The sequence below is a fragment of the Streptomyces sp. NPDC089799 genome (genome assembly GCF_040684755.1).
In the GTDB taxonomy this organism is placed as follows: Bacteria; Actinomycetota; Actinomycetes; order Streptomycetales; family Streptomycetaceae; genus Streptomyces.
The window spans coordinates 169830-185676 of record NZ_JBFBGR010000006.1; the positions used below are offsets into that span (position 1 = coordinate 169830).

Here is a 15847-nt window from a genome sequence, read left to right on the forward strand (position 1 = left end):
ATCAGGACTGACGGGCAGCCCCCGGGCACCCCCGCGATTCCGCCCAGGCGGAGCCACTGCACACCCACCACCCCGCCAGGCCCCGTGGCCCCGCCCCGACGGACTCCAGTCGATGTCCCAACCCCACCCGCCGACCGGTCCCGTCCCCTGGGAGTCCGGTTGGGGCCCTGCCCCGCCCCACCGCCTCGCTTCGGCCCGATGTCACGGCGCCGGGAGGTGGGTGGGCAACCCCCGCCCGGCCCGGCGGGGCTCAGGGGGTGGAGCGGGGCGCGCGCGGGTAGCGCCGTACGCCCCTCAGCCCTCCCGGCTCAGGCCCAGTCTCGTGCGCAGCGGGACGCGTTCGTCCGTGGCCACCGCGGCCGCGCCCAGGGTGACCGTTTCGTAGACGGCGAGGATGTCCGCGCCGACCGTGGACCAGTCGAAGCGGCGTACGTGCGCCGAGCCGTGGGACGACAGGGCGGCCCGGCGGTCGGGGTCGCGCAGGAGGGCGATGGCGGCGGTGGCCAGGGCTTCCGCGTCCTCGTTCGTGAAGAGTTCGCCCGCGGCCCCTTGGTCCAGCACCTGCGCGAACGCGTCCAGGTCCGCGGCCAGCACCGCCGCGCCCGCCGACAGCGCCTCGACCAGGATGATGCCGAAGCTCTCGCCGCCCGTGTTCGGTGCGACGTACACGTCGACGCTGCGCAGCAGCCGTGCCTTGTCCTCGTCCGACACCATGCCGAGGAACTCCACCCTGGCCCGGAGCTCCGAGGGCAGCGAGGCGACGGCTTCCTCCTCGTCGCCCCGTCCCGCCACCAGCAGTCGTACGTCCGGGCAGGCCGCCACGATGGCCGGGAAGGCCGCCATGAGCACCGGCAGGCCCTTGCGCGGTTCGTCGATGCGGCCGATGAAGCCCAGGGTGTTGCCCTGCCACTCGGCCTTCGGGGAGGCCGAGGCGAAGAAGTCGACGTCCACGCCGTTCGGGATGACGACCGCGTCGCCGCCGAGGTGTTCCACCAGCGTGCGCCGGGCGTACTCGCTCACCGCGATCCGGGCGCTGATCTTCTCCAGCGCCGGCTGGAGGATCGGGTACGCCGCGATCATCGCGCGCGACCGCGGGTTGGAGGTGTGGAAGGTGGCCACGATCGGTCCCTGCGCCGCCCAGCAGGACAGCAGCCCCAGCGAGGGCGAGGTCGGTTCGTGGATGTGGATGACGTCGAAGGTGCCGTCGTGCAGCCAGCGGCGCACCCGGGCCGCGGACAGGAAGCCGAAGTTCAGCCGGGCCACGGAGCCGTTGTACGGCACGGGGACGGCCCGGCCGGCGGAGACCACGTACGGCGGCAGCGGGGTGTCGTCGTCGGCCGGGGCCAGCACGGACACCTCGTGGCCGAGCCTGATCAGGTGTTCGGCGAGGTCACGGATGTGGAACTGGACGCCGCCCGGCACGTCCCAGGAGTAGGGGCAGACGATCCCGATCTTCATGCCGACCGTCCCTCCGTGTCCCGCTCCTGCCCCGGTTCCGGCTCGCTCCCGGCTTCCCGCTCCTGCCCCGGTTCCCGCTCGCTCCCGGATTCCTGCTCCTGCCCGGTTTCCGGCCCGTGCCCGGTGCCCTGCCCCCGCCGGGTGTCCTGGAGGTCGTCCAGCCAGAGCCGTTGCAGCATGTGCCAGTCCTCGGGGTGCTCGGCGATGCCGGAGGCGAAGGCGTCCGCCAGCGCCTGGGTCATGGCCGCGGTCTTCTCCACCCGGGTCCCGGTGCCCGGGACCTCCACGGGCGGATGGATCCGCCCGTACATCCGGGGCGCGTCCCCGTACCAGAGGGTGGCCGGGAGCAGGACCGCCCCGGTCTGCTGGGCCAGCAGCGCCGGTCCCGCGGGCATCCGGGTCCGGCTGCCGAAGAAGTCGACCTCCACTCCGGAGGCCGACAGGTCGCGGTCGGCGACCAGGCAGACCAGGCCGCCCGCGCGCAGCCGGCGGGCGAGCACCCCGAAGGCCGCGCCGCCGGTGTGCGGCAGCACCTCCATGCCGAGGCTCTCGCGGTAGGCGACGAAGCGGTCGAACAGGGATTCCGGCTTGAGGCGTTCGGCGACGGTGGTGAAGGGGATGCCGACATGGGCGGTCACCCAGGCGCCGGCCAGGTCCCAGTTGGCCAGGTGCGGCAGGGCGACGACCACGCCGCGGCCGGAGGCGAGGGCGTCGCGCAGGATGTGCTCGTCGTGCATCACGACGTCCTGCCCGAAGCGTTCCTTGGGCACGGTGGGCAGGCGGAAGGATTCCATCCAGTAGCGCATGTACGAGCGCATGCCCGCCCGGGACAGCTCCCGCAGCCGCTCCTGGCCGGCCCCGGGGACGACCCGGGCGAGGTTCGACTCCAGGCGCAGCACGCTCGGCCCGCGGCGCTTCCACACGGAGTCCGCGATCCGCCGGCCCAGGGCCACGGCCGCGGGCTCCGGCAGCTTCTTCACCCCGGCCCAGCCGAGCCCGTAGAGCCCGTCGGTGAGCCGGTCCCGTACGCCGGCCATCAGGCGGTACCGGATCCGTCGGCCTCGGCCGCGCCTTCGACGGCGGCCGCGTCCGCTGCCGCCGCGGCGTCCGCCTCGGCGGACTCGCGCCGTACGGTGACCATCCGCTGGATCAGCGTGACCAGCGAGCCGACGGCCACGACCCACAGGGCGATGGGCAGCAGCACACCGATCCACGAGGGCACCCCGAAGGTCTGCAGCCCGCTCAGACCGGCGGCGACCAGCGTGATCACCAGCCGTTCGGCCCGCTCGACCAGGCCGTTGACGGCCACCGGCAGTCCGATCGATTCGCCGCGCGCCTTGGTGTACGACACGACCTGGCCGCTGGCCAGGCAGAAGATCGCGACCGCGCAGAGCATCTCGTTGTTGCCGAGGCCGGCGTACCAGAGCGCGAGGCCGCCGAAGATGGCGGCGTCCGCGACCCGGTCGAGGGTGGAGTCCAGGAACGCGCCCCATCGGCTGGAGACCCCGGCCTGCCGGGCCATGTTCCCGTCGACGAGGTCGGAGAACACGAACGCGGTGATGGTGATGGTTCCCCAGAAGAATTCGCCTCGGGGGAAGAAGACGAGCGCGCCCGCCACCACTCCGGCCGTGCCGATCAGTGTGACCGCGTCCGGGCTCACCCCCCGCCGGAGCAGAAACGCGGCGAACGGCGTGAGAACACGCGTGAAGAACGCACGCGCGTACTTGTTCAGCATGGCCTTCCCAGGGGGTAGCTGGGCCGCACGGCCACCACGGCCACCGGCTGGCCCATCGTAGCCAGCGCCCCGGGCGGCCATTGCCGCGCACCCACCGTTGTGTCACTCACGTATGGACGGAGGGTGACGCCGGTGCAAAGCTTCAAGGAGCTTCACCACGCCACAGGCACTCCAGGCCCACGGGCCACAGCCACGGCCCCGGCCCCGGCCACGGGCCCCGGCCACCTCACCAAGGACCCCCTCCTCACCGTCGCACCGGGAGGCACGAGCAACATGGGCGACAAGTCACACGCACGCGATGCGCAGCAGGCGGCGCAGCGCGGACAGCAGCAGCCCGGAGCCGCCGGCAGGGCACTGACGGCCGACCGGCCCGCCTCCGTACGGAATGTGGTCCTGGTCGGCCACAGCGGCTCCGGGAAGACCACGCTGGTCGAGGCCCTCGCCCTGACCGCGGGTGCGGTCAACCGGGCGGGGCGGGTCGAGGACGGCGGGACCGTCTCCGACCACGACGAGATCGAGCACCGCCAGCAGCGCTCGGTCCAGCTCTCCCTGGTCCCCGTCGAATGGGGCGGGATCAAGATCAACATCCTGGACACCCCCGGATACGCCGATTTCGTCGGGGAACTCAGGGCCGGTCTGCGGGCAGCGGACGCGGCCCTTTTCGTCGTCTCGGCCGCCGACGGGGTCGACGGCGCGACCCGCATGGTCTGGGAGGAATGCGCGGCCGTCGGCATGCCCCGGGCCATCGTCGTCACCCATCTGGAGGCATCCCGCGCCGATTACGCACAGATGACCGCGGTCTGCGGCGAGATCTTCGGCGGGGACGACCCGGACGCCGTCATCCCGCTCTACCTCCCGCTGTACGGACCTCCCGGCCCCGACGGCCACTCCCCCGTGGCCGGCCTGCTCGGCCTGCTCTCCCAACGGGTCTACGACTACACCTCCGGCAGCCGCGTCGAACGCGACCCCGAGCCGGAGGAGCTGACCCGGATCACCGAGGCCCGGGCCCGGCTCATCGAGGGGATCATCGCCGAGAGCGAGGACGAGTCCCTGATGGACCGGTACCTCGGCGGCGAGGACATCGACATCAAGACGCTGGTCGACGACCTGGAGCGGGCCGTGGCCCGCGGCACCTTCCACCCGGTGCTGATGGCGGCCCCGGCCGCCGAGGGCGCCCGCCAGGGCCTGGGCACCGTCGAACTCCTCGAACTGATCACCGGCGGCTTCCCCACACCCCTCGAACGCGCGCCCGTCGCGGTCACCACCCCGGACGGCCGGACCCGGCCCGAGCTCGCCTGCGACCCCGACGGCCCCCTGCTGGCCGAGGTCGTGAAGACCTCGTCCGACCCCTACGTCGGCCGGATCTCGCTGGTCCGGATCTTCTCCGGCTCGCTCCGCCCCGACCAGACCGTGCACGTCTCCGGGCACGGTCTGACCGACCGCGGCCACGAGGACCACGATGTGGACGAGAAGATCGGAGCGCTGTCCTCGCCCTTCGGGAAGCAGCAGCGCACCCTGACCCGCGCCATCGCGGGCGATCTGGCCTGCGTGGCCAGGCTCACCCGGGCCGAGACCGGCGACACCCTGTCCGCCAAGGACGACCCGCTCCTGATGGAGCCCTGGGTGATGCCGGAGCCTCTGCTCCCGCTGGCCATCGAGGCCCACTCCAAGGCGGACGAGGACAAGCTCTCCCAGGGCCTGGCCCGGCTGGTGGCCGAGGACCCGACCATGCGGCTGGAGCAGAACCCGCACACCCACCAGGTGGTGCTGTGGTCCCTGGGCGAGGCCCACCAGGACGTGGCCCTGGAGCGCCTGCGCAACCGGTACGGCGTCCAGGTCGACTCCGTCCCGCACAAGGTCAGCCTGCGCGAGACCTTCGGCGACCGGGCGACCGGGCGCGGACGGCACGTCAAGCAGTCCGGCGGGCACGGCCAGTACGCCATCTGCGAGATCGAGGTGGAGCCGCTCCCGCCGGGCAGCGGCATCGAGTTCGTCGACAAGGTCGTCGGCGGTGCCGTGCCGCGCCAGTTCATCCCCTCCGTGGAGAAGGGCGTCCGGTCCCAGGCGGCCAAGGGCGTCGCGGCCGGCTATCCGCTGGTCGACGTACGGATCACACTGGTCGACGGCAAGGCGCACTCGGTGGACTCCTCCGACGCCGCTTTCCAGACGGCCGGGGCACTGGCCCTGCGCGAGGCCGCGGCGGAGGCCCGGATCCACCTCCTCGAACCGGTCGCCGAGCTCGCCGTGATGGTCCCCGACGAGTACGTGGGGCCGGTGATGAGCGACCTGGCCGGGCGCCGGGGCCGGGTGGTCGGCAGCGAGCCCGCGGGCCCCGGCCGGACTCTGGTGCGGGCCGAGATCCCGGAGATCGAGATCGACCGGTACGCCCTTGACCTGCGCTCGGTCTCCCACGGCACGGGCCGGTTCGACCGCGGTTACGCCCGGCACGAGCCGATGCCGCCGCAGCTGGCGGACAAGATTCGCGAACAGGCGGAGGGGGGAAGTTAGTTGTCATAGCGTGTGACCGGCCGCCCACCCAACGCGCTTGCGGTGGGCGGCATTTCCCTGTCCCATGGATCCGGGGCCGGGACAGCACCAGAACAGCACGAAACGATGGGGGCGGCAGCGGTGGCGGACGACGGTTTCGACTTCAGGCCGGGGGCGCAGGTCCCGCTGGCGGGGGCGGGCGGGCAGACCGCCGCGACCAATGCGCTCGCCTCCGCCGCCTACCGGGACGGCTGGGACGCCGGGCTGGACACGATACTCAAGGCCGACAACGAGTACCACAAGTCAACGATCAAGCCTCCGAAGGCCTGGGCCAGCATTTTCAAGCCGAATCTCGGCGAGGCCTTCTGCCGGGCCGTGGAGGCCCGGATGCTCGGGGGCGCGCGCAAGCCGCTCATCCAGAGCTTCGGAGCCGACCCGCAGACGGTGGTCGAGCACTGCCTCGCCGCCTCCCGCATCCGCCGCGAGCGGGACCGCAAGCTGCGCTGGATCACCTTCCTGTGCGGGGTGGTGTTCCTGCCGGGCATGCTGCTGTGGCTGGGCCTGTTCCAGCTCCGCAAGCTGCTCGCGGGCAAGGAGGGCAAGAGCGCCTCCTGGATGGGCACGGCCATGCTCGTCGGGGTGGCGCTGGCGGCCCTGGTCCTGATGTTCCGGCTGCCCTACACCGGCTTCTGGGCGTACTACCTGCGCGGCATGATCATCGCCCCGGCGCTGGGCTGGTTCCTGGCCCGGCGGATCTGCACCGCCACCGCCGTGGACCTGCGGTCCCGCTGGGACGGGCTGCTCTCCGGCGGCGGCATCGCCGCGAAGATCCCCGAGGCGGTCCCGGGCAACCCCGGGGAGAAGGCCGCCGAGGAGCTCCGGCACCAGCTCGCCAAGCTCACCGCGGAGGACCGCAGCAACTCCGTCTTCTACGCGGGCCCCAAGGGCGTGCTCGGCATGGGCACCCGCTGGGGCAACTGGCAGCTGGCGGAGGAGCTGGTCCCCAAGGACGGCAGCGCGGAGATCCACCCGTTCCGCAGCTGGGACGTGGTCCGCGCCATCCACGACCGGCTCACCCAGATCCACCGCGGCCCGCTGCACACCGGCGGCTTCCCCGTTCCCGACGTCAAGCACTGGATCGTCACCCCGGTCGGCGAGGGCGCCGCGGAGGTCACCAGGCCGTCCGGGGACGTGGTCGACACCTTCCAGATCAAGCCGCACGAGATCATCCGGATCTGCAACGAGCAGCAGTTCGGCGCCGGCAACCGCCACTACCTGGGCATCCAGTGGCCGCTGTGGGACGGCCAGCTGGTCATCACCATGATGGTCACGGTCACCGTGCTCCACGAGACCCTGCGGATCGAGGTCACCGGCCACGCCCTGGGGCCGGTGCACGGCCTGTTCACCACCAAGTCCGAGGCCCAGAAGATCGAGGTGCCCAAGAGCGTCCGCTTCTGGGAGACGGTGGAACGCGTGCTGCCCGTCTGCGACACCTCCGAGGTGGTCCGCCTGATGGTCCGGGCCCCGCTGACCTGGTACCCGCCGATCCTGGAATGGCTCGGCGGCAAGCTGGTGCTGCCCGAGCCCTTCGGGGCCCGGCACGTGTGGGCGGGCTCGATGTGGCGGCACCGCTTCATGGCGGACGACGCGATGCGCGCCGCGACGCCGGTGCTGAGGGTGGTGCACGCGGCCGCGATGCGGGTCCTGGAGGAGAACGGCTGCGACACCGATCGCTTCACCAACCGCTCCATGATCGTCAGCGGCATGGTCCAGGAACCGTCCCCGCGCAAGGCGGACGTCTACGACGCCTGACGCGGCACTGCGCGGAGGGCAGGGACCGGGGGGCGGGGCGGGGCGGAGGGGCACGGGGTGGGCACGGACGGAATCGACAAGCTCAAGCGCATCACCGTGCTTGCGCTGTCGGGCCTGCTGGGTGGCGGCGTCTTCACGTTGTCGATCCTCGCGGACGACGCGAAGGGAGCCGCCAAGCTCCGCTGGACCGCGTTGGGCACCATCGTGGCCATCGCCGTGGTCGCCGTGGCCGCGTACGAGAACCACCGGGCGGAGTCCGCCCGGCGCAAGGCCCGCGAGCTCGCCGTCGAGGCGCTGTCGAGCCTGGCCAACTCGTACAACCAGGCGCTGCTGCCGCTGACCCGGGAGCTGCAGGAGCTGGCCGCCGCGTACGCCGACGAGAATCCGCAGACCACGCCTCCGGTCACGGGAGTTCAGGCGGGACACCGGGCACTGATCCTGCGCAAGGCGCTGGACGGAGCCGCGACCCTCACCGCGCCGGGGACGCCCGCCCCGGCGAACCTGCCGCGGGCCCGCAGCGCCTTCTACCGGTGGGACGACTCCGGGAAGGTCTTCGACCTCCAGGGGATCGCGCACGGGGACCGGACCACGACGATCAGACGGCGCATCCCGTGGCAGGGCGACGCCTGCGGCGCGAAACTGCTGGCGGTCCTCCAGATGGACCGAGCACATCTGCGCCCGAAGAACGCGCCCGGTGACGACATCGAGCTGGATGCCTCCGGGGCGACCCCTGGCTACAAGGGGGTCATCGTCGCTCCGGTCCGCTCCGGCGGCAGACTGTTCGGGGTGCTGACCGTGGACGCCCCCGAATACGAGGACTTCAGCAGCACCCACCGGGACCTGATGGCCACGCTGGGGCACGTGGTGGCCGCTTCTCTGGTGCTGGACGTTCCCTGATGAGCCGGTTCGGGGCGTTCCGGCGGCTCTTCGGGCGGGGTCGCGGACAGGAGGAGCGCGAGGGGTACGGGCCCTACGAGCGCGAGCAGTCCGAGGGCGAACGGTCCGAGGGCGAGCAGTCCGGACAGGCGGAATTCGAGCACGCGGATCCCGGACATCCGGAGTCCGACCTTCCGGAGTCCGGCGATCGGGGGGACCTCGAACGGGCGGTCCAGCAGGGAAGGATGGCGGAGATGCTCCACCGGCGGGAGGTCCTGCGGGCCGAAGCCGAGCGGATCGTGGACCGCAGGCTCGACCCCGTACGGGACGCCGCCCCGTGGAACACCGCCACCTTCGGCACGCTCACCGCGGCCTCGGCGGCCTCCGCGGCGGTCCTGCTGACGACCGGCTTCACCTGGTGGTTCCTGCTGCCGGCGGGCCTGGGTGTGGTCTGTCTCCTGCTGACCGTCCAGGCCGTACGGCGGCTGCGCGGGCGCACCGGCTGATCACGGCGGGGCGGGCGGGAGCGGGCGGGGCCGTGCGGAGGCCCGCCCGCGGGAAGAGGAACCGGGCGGGATCAGCCCGTCGGCCAGGCGTCGGCAAGCATCTGGCGGGTGTCCGCGAGCAGCTGCGGCAGGACCTTGGTGTGGCCGACGACCGGCATGAAGTTCGTGTCCCCGCCCCAGCGCGGCACGATGTGCTGGTGCAGGTGTGCTGCGATGCCCGCGCCGGCGGCCGCGCCCTGGTTCATGCCGATGTTGAAGCCGTGCGCGCCCGACGCCTTCCGCAGCGCCACCATGGCGCGCTTGGTCAGGTCGGCCAGCTCGGCGGTCTCGGCGGAGTCGAGCTCGGTGTAGTCGGCCACGTGCCGGTAGGGGACGACCATGAGGTGCCCGCCGTTGTACGGGTAGAGGTTCAGCACGGCGTAGACGTGCTTCCCGCGGGCGACGACCAGCCCGTCCTCGTCGGACATCTCCGGGATCCCGCAGAAGGGGCAGCCGTCCCCGGCATCCGGGCCGGTGGGCTTGTTCTCGCCCTGGATGTAGGCCATCCGGTGCGGGGTCCACAGGCGCTGGAAGGCGTCCCGCGTGCCAACGCCGTTCTGCTGCTCCGGCTCAGTCGTCATGGCATGCAGCATATGACCTTGTCCCGGGGCGGCGTGTCGCCGGGGCGGAGATCCTCCACCGGCCAGCGATCCTGGCTCGATGAGACGCCGATCGCCGAAAGCCACCGTGGACCCGGACCCCCGGCTGGAACGCTGGGAGACGTGGGCCGAGCTGCCCCTGCTCGGAGCGTCCCTGATCTTCCTGGCCGGCTACGCGGTCCACGTCCTGGTGCCGAACGGCGCCCTGTTCGTCCACGACGCCGGCCTGATCGCCGTGGGCGTCACGTGGCTGATGTTCCTCGTGGACTACCTGGTGCGCTACCGGCTCAGCCGGCTCCGGCTGCACCGCTTCGTCCGCACCCACTGGCTGGACACCATCGTGCTGGTGCTGCCCCTGCTGCGGCCGCTCCGGGTGGTGAAGGTGAACACGGCGATCCAGCGCCGCGGCGGCCGTGCGCGCCTCGGGCTGTACACCCGCGTGATCACGTACGCGAGCCTGACGGCCGTGCTGCTCGGGTTCGCGGGGGCGCTGACCGTGTACCAGGCGGAGCGCGACGCTCCCGGCGCGACCATCCTGACCTTCGGGGACTCGGTGTGGTGGATGGCCGCCACCATCACCACGACCGGCTACGGGGACGTCACCCCGGTGACCCCCTGGGGCCGCACCATCGCGGTGGGGATGATGATCTGTGGTGTGGCGCTGCTCGGAGCGGTCACCGGTTCGTTCTCGTCCTGGCTGGTCCAGGTGTTCACGCGGGAGGACGAAAAGGACGGGGCCCCCGGGGAGTGATCCCGGGGGCCCCGCCACACGAACCGGCGGTGCGTCAGACCTGGACGCGGTCCTCGACGACCTTCACCAGCTTGGCGAGGGCCTCGTCCTTCGGGATGCCGTTCTCCTGTGAACCGTCGCGGTAGCGGAAGGAGACGGTGCCCGCGGCCATGTCCTCGTCACCGACGATGATCATGAACGGGACCTTCTGCTTCTGCTGGTTCCGGATCTTCTTCTGCATCCGGTCGGAGGAGGCGTCCACCTCGACCCGCAGGCCCTTCTTCTTCGCCTCGGCGGCGAACTCCTGCAGGTAGCCGACGTGCGCGTCGCCGATCGGGATGCCGACCGCCTGGACGGGGGCCAGCCACGGCGGCATGGCGCCCGCGTAGTGCTCCAGGAGCACCGCGAAGAAGCGCTCGATCGAGCCGAACAGCGCACGGTGGATCATGACCGGGCGCTGGCGGGAGCCGTCCGGAGCGGTGTACTCCAGGTTGAAGCGCTCCGGCAGGTTGAAGTCGAGCTGGACGGTCGACATCTGCCAGGTGCGGCCGATGGCGTCGCGCGCCTGCACGGAGATCTTCGGGCCGTAGAAGGCCGCGCCGCCCGGGTCGGGGGTCAGCGGGAGGCCCTGCTTCTCGGCGACCTGCTGGAGGACTGCGGTGGCCTCCTCCCAGACCTCGTCCGAGCCGACGAACTTCTCCGGGTCCTTGGTGGACAGCTCCAGGTAGAAGTCGGTCAGGCCGTAGTCGCGCAGCAGGTTCAGCACGAAGGTGAGGGTGCGGTCGAGCTCCTCGGCCATCTGCTCACGGGTGCAGTAGATGTGCGCGTCGTCCTGGGTGAAGCCGCGGGCCCGGGTCAGGCCGTGCACCACGCCGGACTTCTCGTACCGGTACACGGTGCCGAACTCGAACAGGCGCAGCGGCAGCTCACGGTAGGAGCGCCCGCGCGCGTCGAAGATCAGGTTGTGCATCGGGCAGTTCATGGGCTTGAGGTAGTAGTCGGTACCACCGTCGAGCTGCATGGGGGGGTACATGCCCTCCGCGTACCAGTCCAGGTGGCCGCTCTTCTCGAAGAGGGCGCCCTTGGTGGCGTGCGGGGAGTAGACGAACTCGTAGCCCTCCTCCTCGTGCCGGCGGCGCGAGTAGTCCTCCATGGTGCGGCGGATGATGCCGCCCTTGGGGTGGAAGACGGCGAGGCCGGAGCCGATCTCGTCCGGGATGGAGAAGAGGTCGAGCTCGTTGCCGAGCTTGCGGTGGTCGCGCTTCTCGGCCTCGGCGAGGAAGTCGAGGTGGGCCTTCAGCTCGTCCTTCGACGGCCAGGCGGTGCCGTAGATGCGCTGGAGCATCGGGTTCTTCTCGCTGCCGCGCCAGTAGGCGGCCGCGTTGCGCATCAGCTTGAACGCCGGGATGTTCCGGGTGGTGGGCAGGTGGGGACCGCGGCAGAGGTCCTTCCAGCACAGCTCGCCGGTCTTGGCGTCCAGGTTGTCGTAGATGGTGAGCTCGCCGGCACCGACCTCGACGCTGGCGCCGTCGTCGGTGGAGGCCGAGCCCTTGATGCCGATGAGCTCCAGCTTGTAGGGCTCGTCCGCGAGCTCCTCGCGGGCGGCCTCGTCGGTGACGACGCGGCGCGCGAAGCGCTGGCCGCGCTTCTGGATCTCCTGCATCTTCTTCTCGACGGCCTTGAGGTCATCGGGGGTGAAGGGCTTCTCGACGTCGAAGTCGTAGTAGAAGCCGTCCCGGACCGGCGGGCCGATGCCCAGCTTGGCCTCGGGGAACAGCTCCTGCACGGCCTGGGCCATGACGTGCGCGGTGGAGTGGCGGAGGATGTCGAGGCCGTCCTGGGAGGAGATCTCCACGGGCTCGACGGTCTCGCCGTCCTTCACCTCGTACGACAGGTCCTTGAGCTCGCCGGCCACGCGGGCGGCGATGACGGTGCGCTCACCGGAGAAGAGGTCGGCCGCAGTGGTGCCCGTGGTCACCACGCGCTCTTCCCGCTCGGAATCGCGTTGGATGATCACACGGACGTCTGACACCGGTCTCTCCTCGAATCAGGGGTGCGGCAGCGGACACTGCGCGCAGCCTGAATCGTACCGAGCAGGGCGGGGCGTCCGCTAAACGGTTACCGGTGGGGCGCGATCGCGGCGAGAGTGACCCCACCAGGTCTTCCCTCCGCCGAGCAGTGAAGGGGCCGCACGCCCATGCCCGCACCTACGCCCGCGCCCGTGCCCGAGCCCGCTGTGGTCATCCGCCCGCTGGACCTCAGGGACGACGGGGTGGTGGAGGCCCTCCACGCGCTCGGGCGGGCGTCCTACGCCGTGGAGGCGGAGCTGATCGGCTCCACCGCCATGCCGGCGCTCCGCGAAACCCCCGGCGAGCTGCGGACCCGTCCCCTCTCCTGGCTGGGGGCCCTGTCCCCCGACGGCGAGCTCACCGGGTTCGTCGCCTGGGAGGACGGCGCAGACGGCCACGGCCACGGGAACGGCGGCATGGTGATCGACCGGCTGTGCGTGGACCCGGGCCGCTTCCGGCAGGGCATCGCCTCCCTGCTGCTGGGGCACCTGCTGGCGGAGGTGGCCGCGGGCCGCCGGGTCGCGGTGACCACGGGCGCGGCGAACGCCCCCGCCGTGGCCCTCTACGAACGGCTGGGTTTCACCCGCGGGGACGACGTGGAAGCCGAGCCGGGCCTGTGGCTGGCCTCGTTCACGCGGCCGCCGAGGTCTCACACGGATCGATGACATCCGTCACTGTCCGCGCGGCCGACCCGGCCGGACCCTGGGAAGGGGCGGGGCAGTGAGGGACGAACAGACAGGGGGACGGCCGGTGGCGGCGACGGAGCACACTGGGGGAACGGTGACGGCCAGGCTGACGAAGGCCGGGATCGGCATCGTCTGGGCGCGTTCGCTGCTGGCGGTGGCGACCCGGCGCGCCGGGCCCGGACGCCCCGGCCCCACAGGCACCGTGCTGCGGCACTCGGCGGGGATCCGGCAGCTGGTGCTGATCCTGGCGGGCACGGAGGCCGTGGTGGCGTTCCCGATGTCCTCGATGCTGCCGCCGGCCGCCCGGCCGGTGCACGCCGTGCTGGAACTCCTGCTGGTGCTGGCCGGGCTGGGCCTGGTGGCCGCGGTGGTCCGCCATCCGCACGAAGTGCACTCCGACCGGGTGGTCCTCCGGACCGGCTTCCTCGGGGACGTGACCCTGCCCCGGGCGGCCGTGCGGTCCGCCGCGCCCGTGGTGCGGACCGTCCCGGGCCGTGGACCGCGTCCGGTGCCGGGCGAGCCGGGCGCCGTGGCCTGCTCGCTGGACGGTTCCCTCGACGTGGCGGTCCGGCTGGAGCCTCCGGTCCGCCTCGACCTGGGGCGGGCCGGGGTCGTCGAGGCCACGGTGGTGTACGCCTCGGCGGACTCGCCCGCCGCACTGGCTGCCGCCCTCCGGCCGGCGCCGGCCCCCTGAGTCCTCCGCGAAGGCGCGGGCGCGGCTCCGCGGAGGCCTGGGCCGGCGTTCCGCAAGGCCTTTCGCCCCGCCCGATGGGCGGGCGCCGCCCCGCCGAGGTCTGGGCGCGGCCCCACCGAGGTCTGGGCAGGCCCCCGCCCTCACCTCGGCGTGAACGGCGCAGGCCCGCCCGGCCGAGGCAACGGCCGGCACGCACACCGCAGCGCGGTCAATCGTCCGGGAAGGCCGGGCCGGGGTCTGCCAGGTCGTCCTCCAGGGACTTGCGCAGGCGGTCCCGGTCGACGCCGTCCAGCGGGACCGGGGCGACCTCGGACACCTCCGTCAGCCGGCGGAAGCCGCCCCGCCGTTCCAGCCGCCCACTGACCCGGATCGGCACCCCGGCCAGGTGGGCGTGGCCCGCCACCCGGTACGCCGCCTCGTCGAGCGCGGCGCGGACGTACGGGATCTCCGCGCCGGACAGCACCCGGAGCCGGACCGTGCCCCCGCCCCCGGGCGCGGACCGCCGCATCCGGACCACCGCCCCCGCCAGCCGCACCGGGACGGCCGGCTCGTCGCGGGTGTAGCGGGCCGCCGCCTCGCGGAGCGCGGGCAGGTCGCCCGGGGAGAAGTCCACCGGCTCGGGCCGGGCCGCGCAGCCCGCCGGGACACCGGCCGCGGGCGCCCACGCCAGCGCGACCGTCGCCCCCTCGCTCCCGTGCACCAGGGCGATCAGCGCTTCGGCGAGCTCCCGGCTGACCCCCGCCGCGACGGCGGCGTCGAACGCCTCCATGCCTCCGGTGGCCCGCCGGTAGTCGACCGCCTCCCGGGCGGCGTGCAGGGCGTGGTGCAGCCGGGTGACCGTGCCGCGGCCGCCGTCCACCGGGACGTACGCCGTCAGCCGCCGCCCGCCGGGCACCGGTCCGACCAGTACGTCGTCCAGCGCCCGCTCGGCCTGGGCGCGCCAGCGCGCGCCGTGGTAGCCGGCCCTGGCGCGGTCCGCCAGGGCTCCGGCCAGCAGCAGCTGCCGCGCCGCCGAGCGGAGTCGTTCCTGGGCGGGCCAGGACGCCTCCTCCTCGGCGCCGGTCTCCCGGGCCCAGCGCACCTCGTCGCTGGGCACCGTCAGCCCGTAGAGCACCTCCCGCGCCGAGGTCAGCCCGCTGCGGGTGAGCGCCGCCAGGGTCTCCTCCAGCAAGTCGGCGCAGTCCGGGAAGGCACGGCTCTCCGGGACCAGGACACTGGTGCCGCCCCGCCCGTCCGGCGGGGTCCAGCGCCCGTACCGGCCGGGTGCGCCGCCGCGCCGCTGCCAGCCGTGGCGGCGCAACAGCGCGGAGAGCACCGCCGGGTCGACCCGGGCCGGATCCGGCGCGGGGGCGGACGCCGAGTCCGGCAGCGGGGGGAGCGCGGTGTGCGTGGCCGGGAGCCGCGCCGGATACCGTGCCGGGTCCTGCGGGTGCCAGTGCATCAAGGTGTCCCTCCCGACCCGACCCGGGTCATGATCTCGCAGAGCGCCCGGTCGTCGAAGATCCGCGCGGTGGGGATCCGGACGGTGGTGCGGTTGCGGCCGGTCACCGGATGACCGGCGAGATTGGTCCAGTAGCAGCAGTGCCGCAGGTCCAGCCCGTCGTGCCCGGCGCGCAGCCAGTCCGCCCGGTCGCGGGGCACGAGCATCACCACGAGGATCTTGTGGACCGCGACCGGTGTCCTGGCCAGCTTCACCAGGTGCTCGTTGTCGAGGGTGAAGGGGAAGGTCGGTCCGGGCGGCCGGGCGGGGGTCTGGTAGGTGGCCTTCAACTGCACCTTGACGGTGACCTCGTCGTCGACCGTGTGTGCGGCCGCGCCGTGGCTGACGTGCCAGTCGATCCCGTTGTCGGGGAACGGCTGGGAGAGCGAGCAGCCGGCCGCCGCCGCCACGGCGTGCAGGTACGCCACCTGCAGGGTCTCCATGCAGGCGGTGGTGGCGAGGCTGCCGCGCAGCACCTCGCCCGGCTCGGGATGCGTGAGCGCCATGGCTCCCCCAGGCCTCCTGGCTCGACTCGGACGAACGGATCGACTCGCCCGACCGGGGCGAGCGGCTCGGCCGGCATGGCCGACGTGATGGCTGGACCGACGGGACGGCCTGACCGACCTGATGGCCTGCCCGACCTGATGACCCGGCCGACGTGATGGCTTGACCGATT

Annotated in this window: 14 protein-coding genes; 7 read left to right on the top strand and 7 right to left on the bottom strand. The window is 72.7% G+C overall.

What is annotated here, in order from left to right:
- Window positions 1–294 precede the first annotated feature (294 nt).
- From AB0O36_RS08230 to pgsA, 3 genes are read right to left on the bottom strand one after another with little or no spacing between them, the layout of a single operon-like run.
- A complete protein-coding gene (locus tag AB0O36_RS08230) occupies window positions 295–1458 on the bottom strand; it encodes a glycosyltransferase family 4 protein (protein ID WP_365105823.1) in 1164 nt (387 codons plus the stop codon).
- Window positions 1455–2495 carry a phosphatidylinositol mannoside acyltransferase gene (locus tag AB0O36_RS08235; protein ID WP_365105826.1) on the bottom strand — a complete coding sequence of 347 codons (1041 nt, stop codon included), beginning with the start codon at window positions 2493–2495 and terminating at the stop codon, window positions 1455–1457. Before AB0O36_RS08235 ends, AB0O36_RS08230 begins: the two co-directional genes overlap by 4 nt.
- Window positions 2495–3193 carry a phosphatidylinositol phosphate synthase gene (gene pgsA / locus AB0O36_RS08240; RefSeq protein WP_365105829.1) on the bottom strand — a complete coding sequence of 233 codons (699 nt, stop codon included), beginning with the start codon at window positions 3191–3193 and terminating at the stop codon, window positions 2495–2497. Before pgsA ends, AB0O36_RS08235 begins: the two co-directional genes overlap by 1 nt.
- A gap of 273 nt (window positions 3194–3466) precedes the next feature.
- On the opposite strand from pgsA, the gene AB0O36_RS08245 reads away from it, so the two are divergent.
- The 4 genes from AB0O36_RS08245 (at window position 3467) to AB0O36_RS08260 (ending at window position 8874) form a co-directional block, all read left to right on the top strand.
- Window positions 3467–5701: an elongation factor G-like protein EF-G2 gene (locus AB0O36_RS08245; RefSeq protein WP_365105832.1), complete on the top strand. Its 2235-nt coding sequence runs from the start codon at window positions 3467–3469 to the stop codon at window positions 5699–5701.
- Window positions 5702–5806: 105 nt separating this feature from the next.
- The gene (locus AB0O36_RS08250; RefSeq protein ID WP_365105835.1) at window positions 5807–7492 is read left to right on the top strand and encodes a hypothetical protein; all 1686 of its coding nucleotides are present in this window, start codon (window positions 5807–5809) and stop codon (window positions 7490–7492) included.
- Between the two features lie 57 nt (window positions 7493–7549).
- The gene (locus AB0O36_RS08255) at window positions 7550–8389 is read left to right on the top strand and encodes a GAF domain-containing protein (protein ID WP_365105838.1); all 840 of its coding nucleotides are present in this window, start codon (window positions 7550–7552) and stop codon (window positions 8387–8389) included.
- On the top strand, window positions 8389–8874 hold the full coding sequence (locus tag AB0O36_RS08260) for a hypothetical protein (RefSeq protein ID WP_365105841.1): 486 nt from the start codon (window positions 8389–8391) through the stop codon (window positions 8872–8874). Before AB0O36_RS08255 ends, AB0O36_RS08260 begins: the two co-directional genes overlap by 1 nt.
- A 71-nt stretch (window positions 8875–8945) precedes the next feature.
- Here AB0O36_RS08260 and AB0O36_RS08265 read toward each other — a convergent pair whose 3' ends face one another.
- Entirely contained in the window at window positions 8946–9506 is a 561-nt protein-coding gene (locus tag AB0O36_RS08265; RefSeq protein WP_365105844.1) for an HIT domain-containing protein, read from the bottom strand.
- 67 nt (window positions 9507–9573) lie between these two features.
- On the opposite strand from AB0O36_RS08265, the gene AB0O36_RS08270 reads away from it, so the two are divergent.
- Window positions 9574–10263: a potassium channel family protein gene (locus AB0O36_RS08270; RefSeq protein WP_365105847.1), complete on the top strand. Its 690-nt coding sequence runs from the start codon at window positions 9574–9576 to the stop codon at window positions 10261–10263.
- A 34-nt stretch (window positions 10264–10297) separates the two neighbouring features.
- On the opposite strand, the gene thrS is transcribed toward AB0O36_RS08270, so the two are convergent.
- On the bottom strand, window positions 10298–12274 hold the full coding sequence (gene thrS, locus AB0O36_RS08275) for a threonine--tRNA ligase (RefSeq protein ID WP_365105850.1): 1977 nt from the start codon (window positions 12272–12274) through the stop codon (window positions 10298–10300).
- Between the two features lie 189 nt (window positions 12275–12463).
- Here thrS and AB0O36_RS08280 point away from each other — a divergent pair, with 189 nt between their 5' ends.
- Window positions 12464–12976 (top strand): GNAT family N-acetyltransferase, encoded by a 513-nt coding sequence (locus AB0O36_RS08280; protein ID WP_365105852.1) that lies wholly within the window; start codon window positions 12464–12466, stop codon window positions 12974–12976.
- Window positions 12977–13091: 115 nt separating this feature from the next.
- On the top strand, window positions 13092–13691 hold the full coding sequence (locus AB0O36_RS08285) for a hypothetical protein (protein ID WP_365105855.1): 600 nt from the start codon (window positions 13092–13094) through the stop codon (window positions 13689–13691).
- Between the two features lie 208 nt (window positions 13692–13899).
- Here the strand turns inward: AB0O36_RS08285 and AB0O36_RS08290 are convergent, their stop codons facing one another.
- Both AB0O36_RS08290 and AB0O36_RS08295 read right to left on the bottom strand, forming a co-directional pair.
- A complete protein-coding gene (locus tag AB0O36_RS08290; protein ID WP_365105858.1) occupies window positions 13900–15132 on the bottom strand; it encodes a hypothetical protein in 1233 nt (410 codons plus the stop codon).
- Window positions 15132–15677: a DUF4365 domain-containing protein gene (locus tag AB0O36_RS08295; RefSeq protein WP_365105861.1), complete on the bottom strand. Its 546-nt coding sequence runs from the start codon at window positions 15675–15677 to the stop codon at window positions 15132–15134. Before AB0O36_RS08295 ends, AB0O36_RS08290 begins: the two co-directional genes overlap by 1 nt.
- Between the last annotated feature and the right edge of the window lie 170 nt (window positions 15678–15847).

What these genes read in the sequence shown, in the direction of transcription:
- AB0O36_RS08230 (WP_365105823.1), bottom strand. Translation starts at nt 1,458, where the DNA reads ATGAAGATCGGGATCGTCTGCCCCTACTCCTGGGACGTGCCGGGCGGC.
- AB0O36_RS08290 (WP_365105858.1), bottom strand. Translation starts at nt 15,132, where the DNA reads ATGCACTGGCACCCGCAGGACCCGGCACGGTATCCGGCGCGGCTCCCG.
- AB0O36_RS08295 (WP_365105861.1), bottom strand. Translation starts at nt 15,677, where the DNA reads ATGGCGCTCACGCATCCCGAGCCGGGCGAGGTGCTGCGCGGCAGCCTC.
- AB0O36_RS08250 (WP_365105835.1), top strand. Translation starts at nt 5,807, where the DNA reads ATGGGGGCGGCAGCGGTGGCGGACGACGGTTTCGACTTCAGGCCGGGG.
- AB0O36_RS08235 (WP_365105826.1), bottom strand. Translation starts at nt 2,495, where the DNA reads ATGGCCGGCGTACGGGACCGGCTCACCGACGGGCTCTACGGGCTCGGC.
- pgsA (WP_365105829.1), bottom strand. Translation starts at nt 3,193, where the DNA reads ATGCTGAACAAGTACGCGCGTGCGTTCTTCACGCGTGTTCTCACGCCG.
- AB0O36_RS08265 (WP_365105844.1), bottom strand. Translation starts at nt 9,506, where the DNA reads ATGCTGCATGCCATGACGACTGAGCCGGAGCAGCAGAACGGCGTTGGC.
- AB0O36_RS08245 (WP_365105832.1), top strand. Translation starts at nt 3,467, where the DNA reads ATGGGCGACAAGTCACACGCACGCGATGCGCAGCAGGCGGCGCAGCGC.
- AB0O36_RS08270 (WP_365105847.1), top strand. Translation starts at nt 9,574, where the DNA reads ATGAGACGCCGATCGCCGAAAGCCACCGTGGACCCGGACCCCCGGCTG.
- AB0O36_RS08260 (WP_365105841.1), top strand. Translation starts at nt 8,389, where the DNA reads ATGAGCCGGTTCGGGGCGTTCCGGCGGCTCTTCGGGCGGGGTCGCGGA.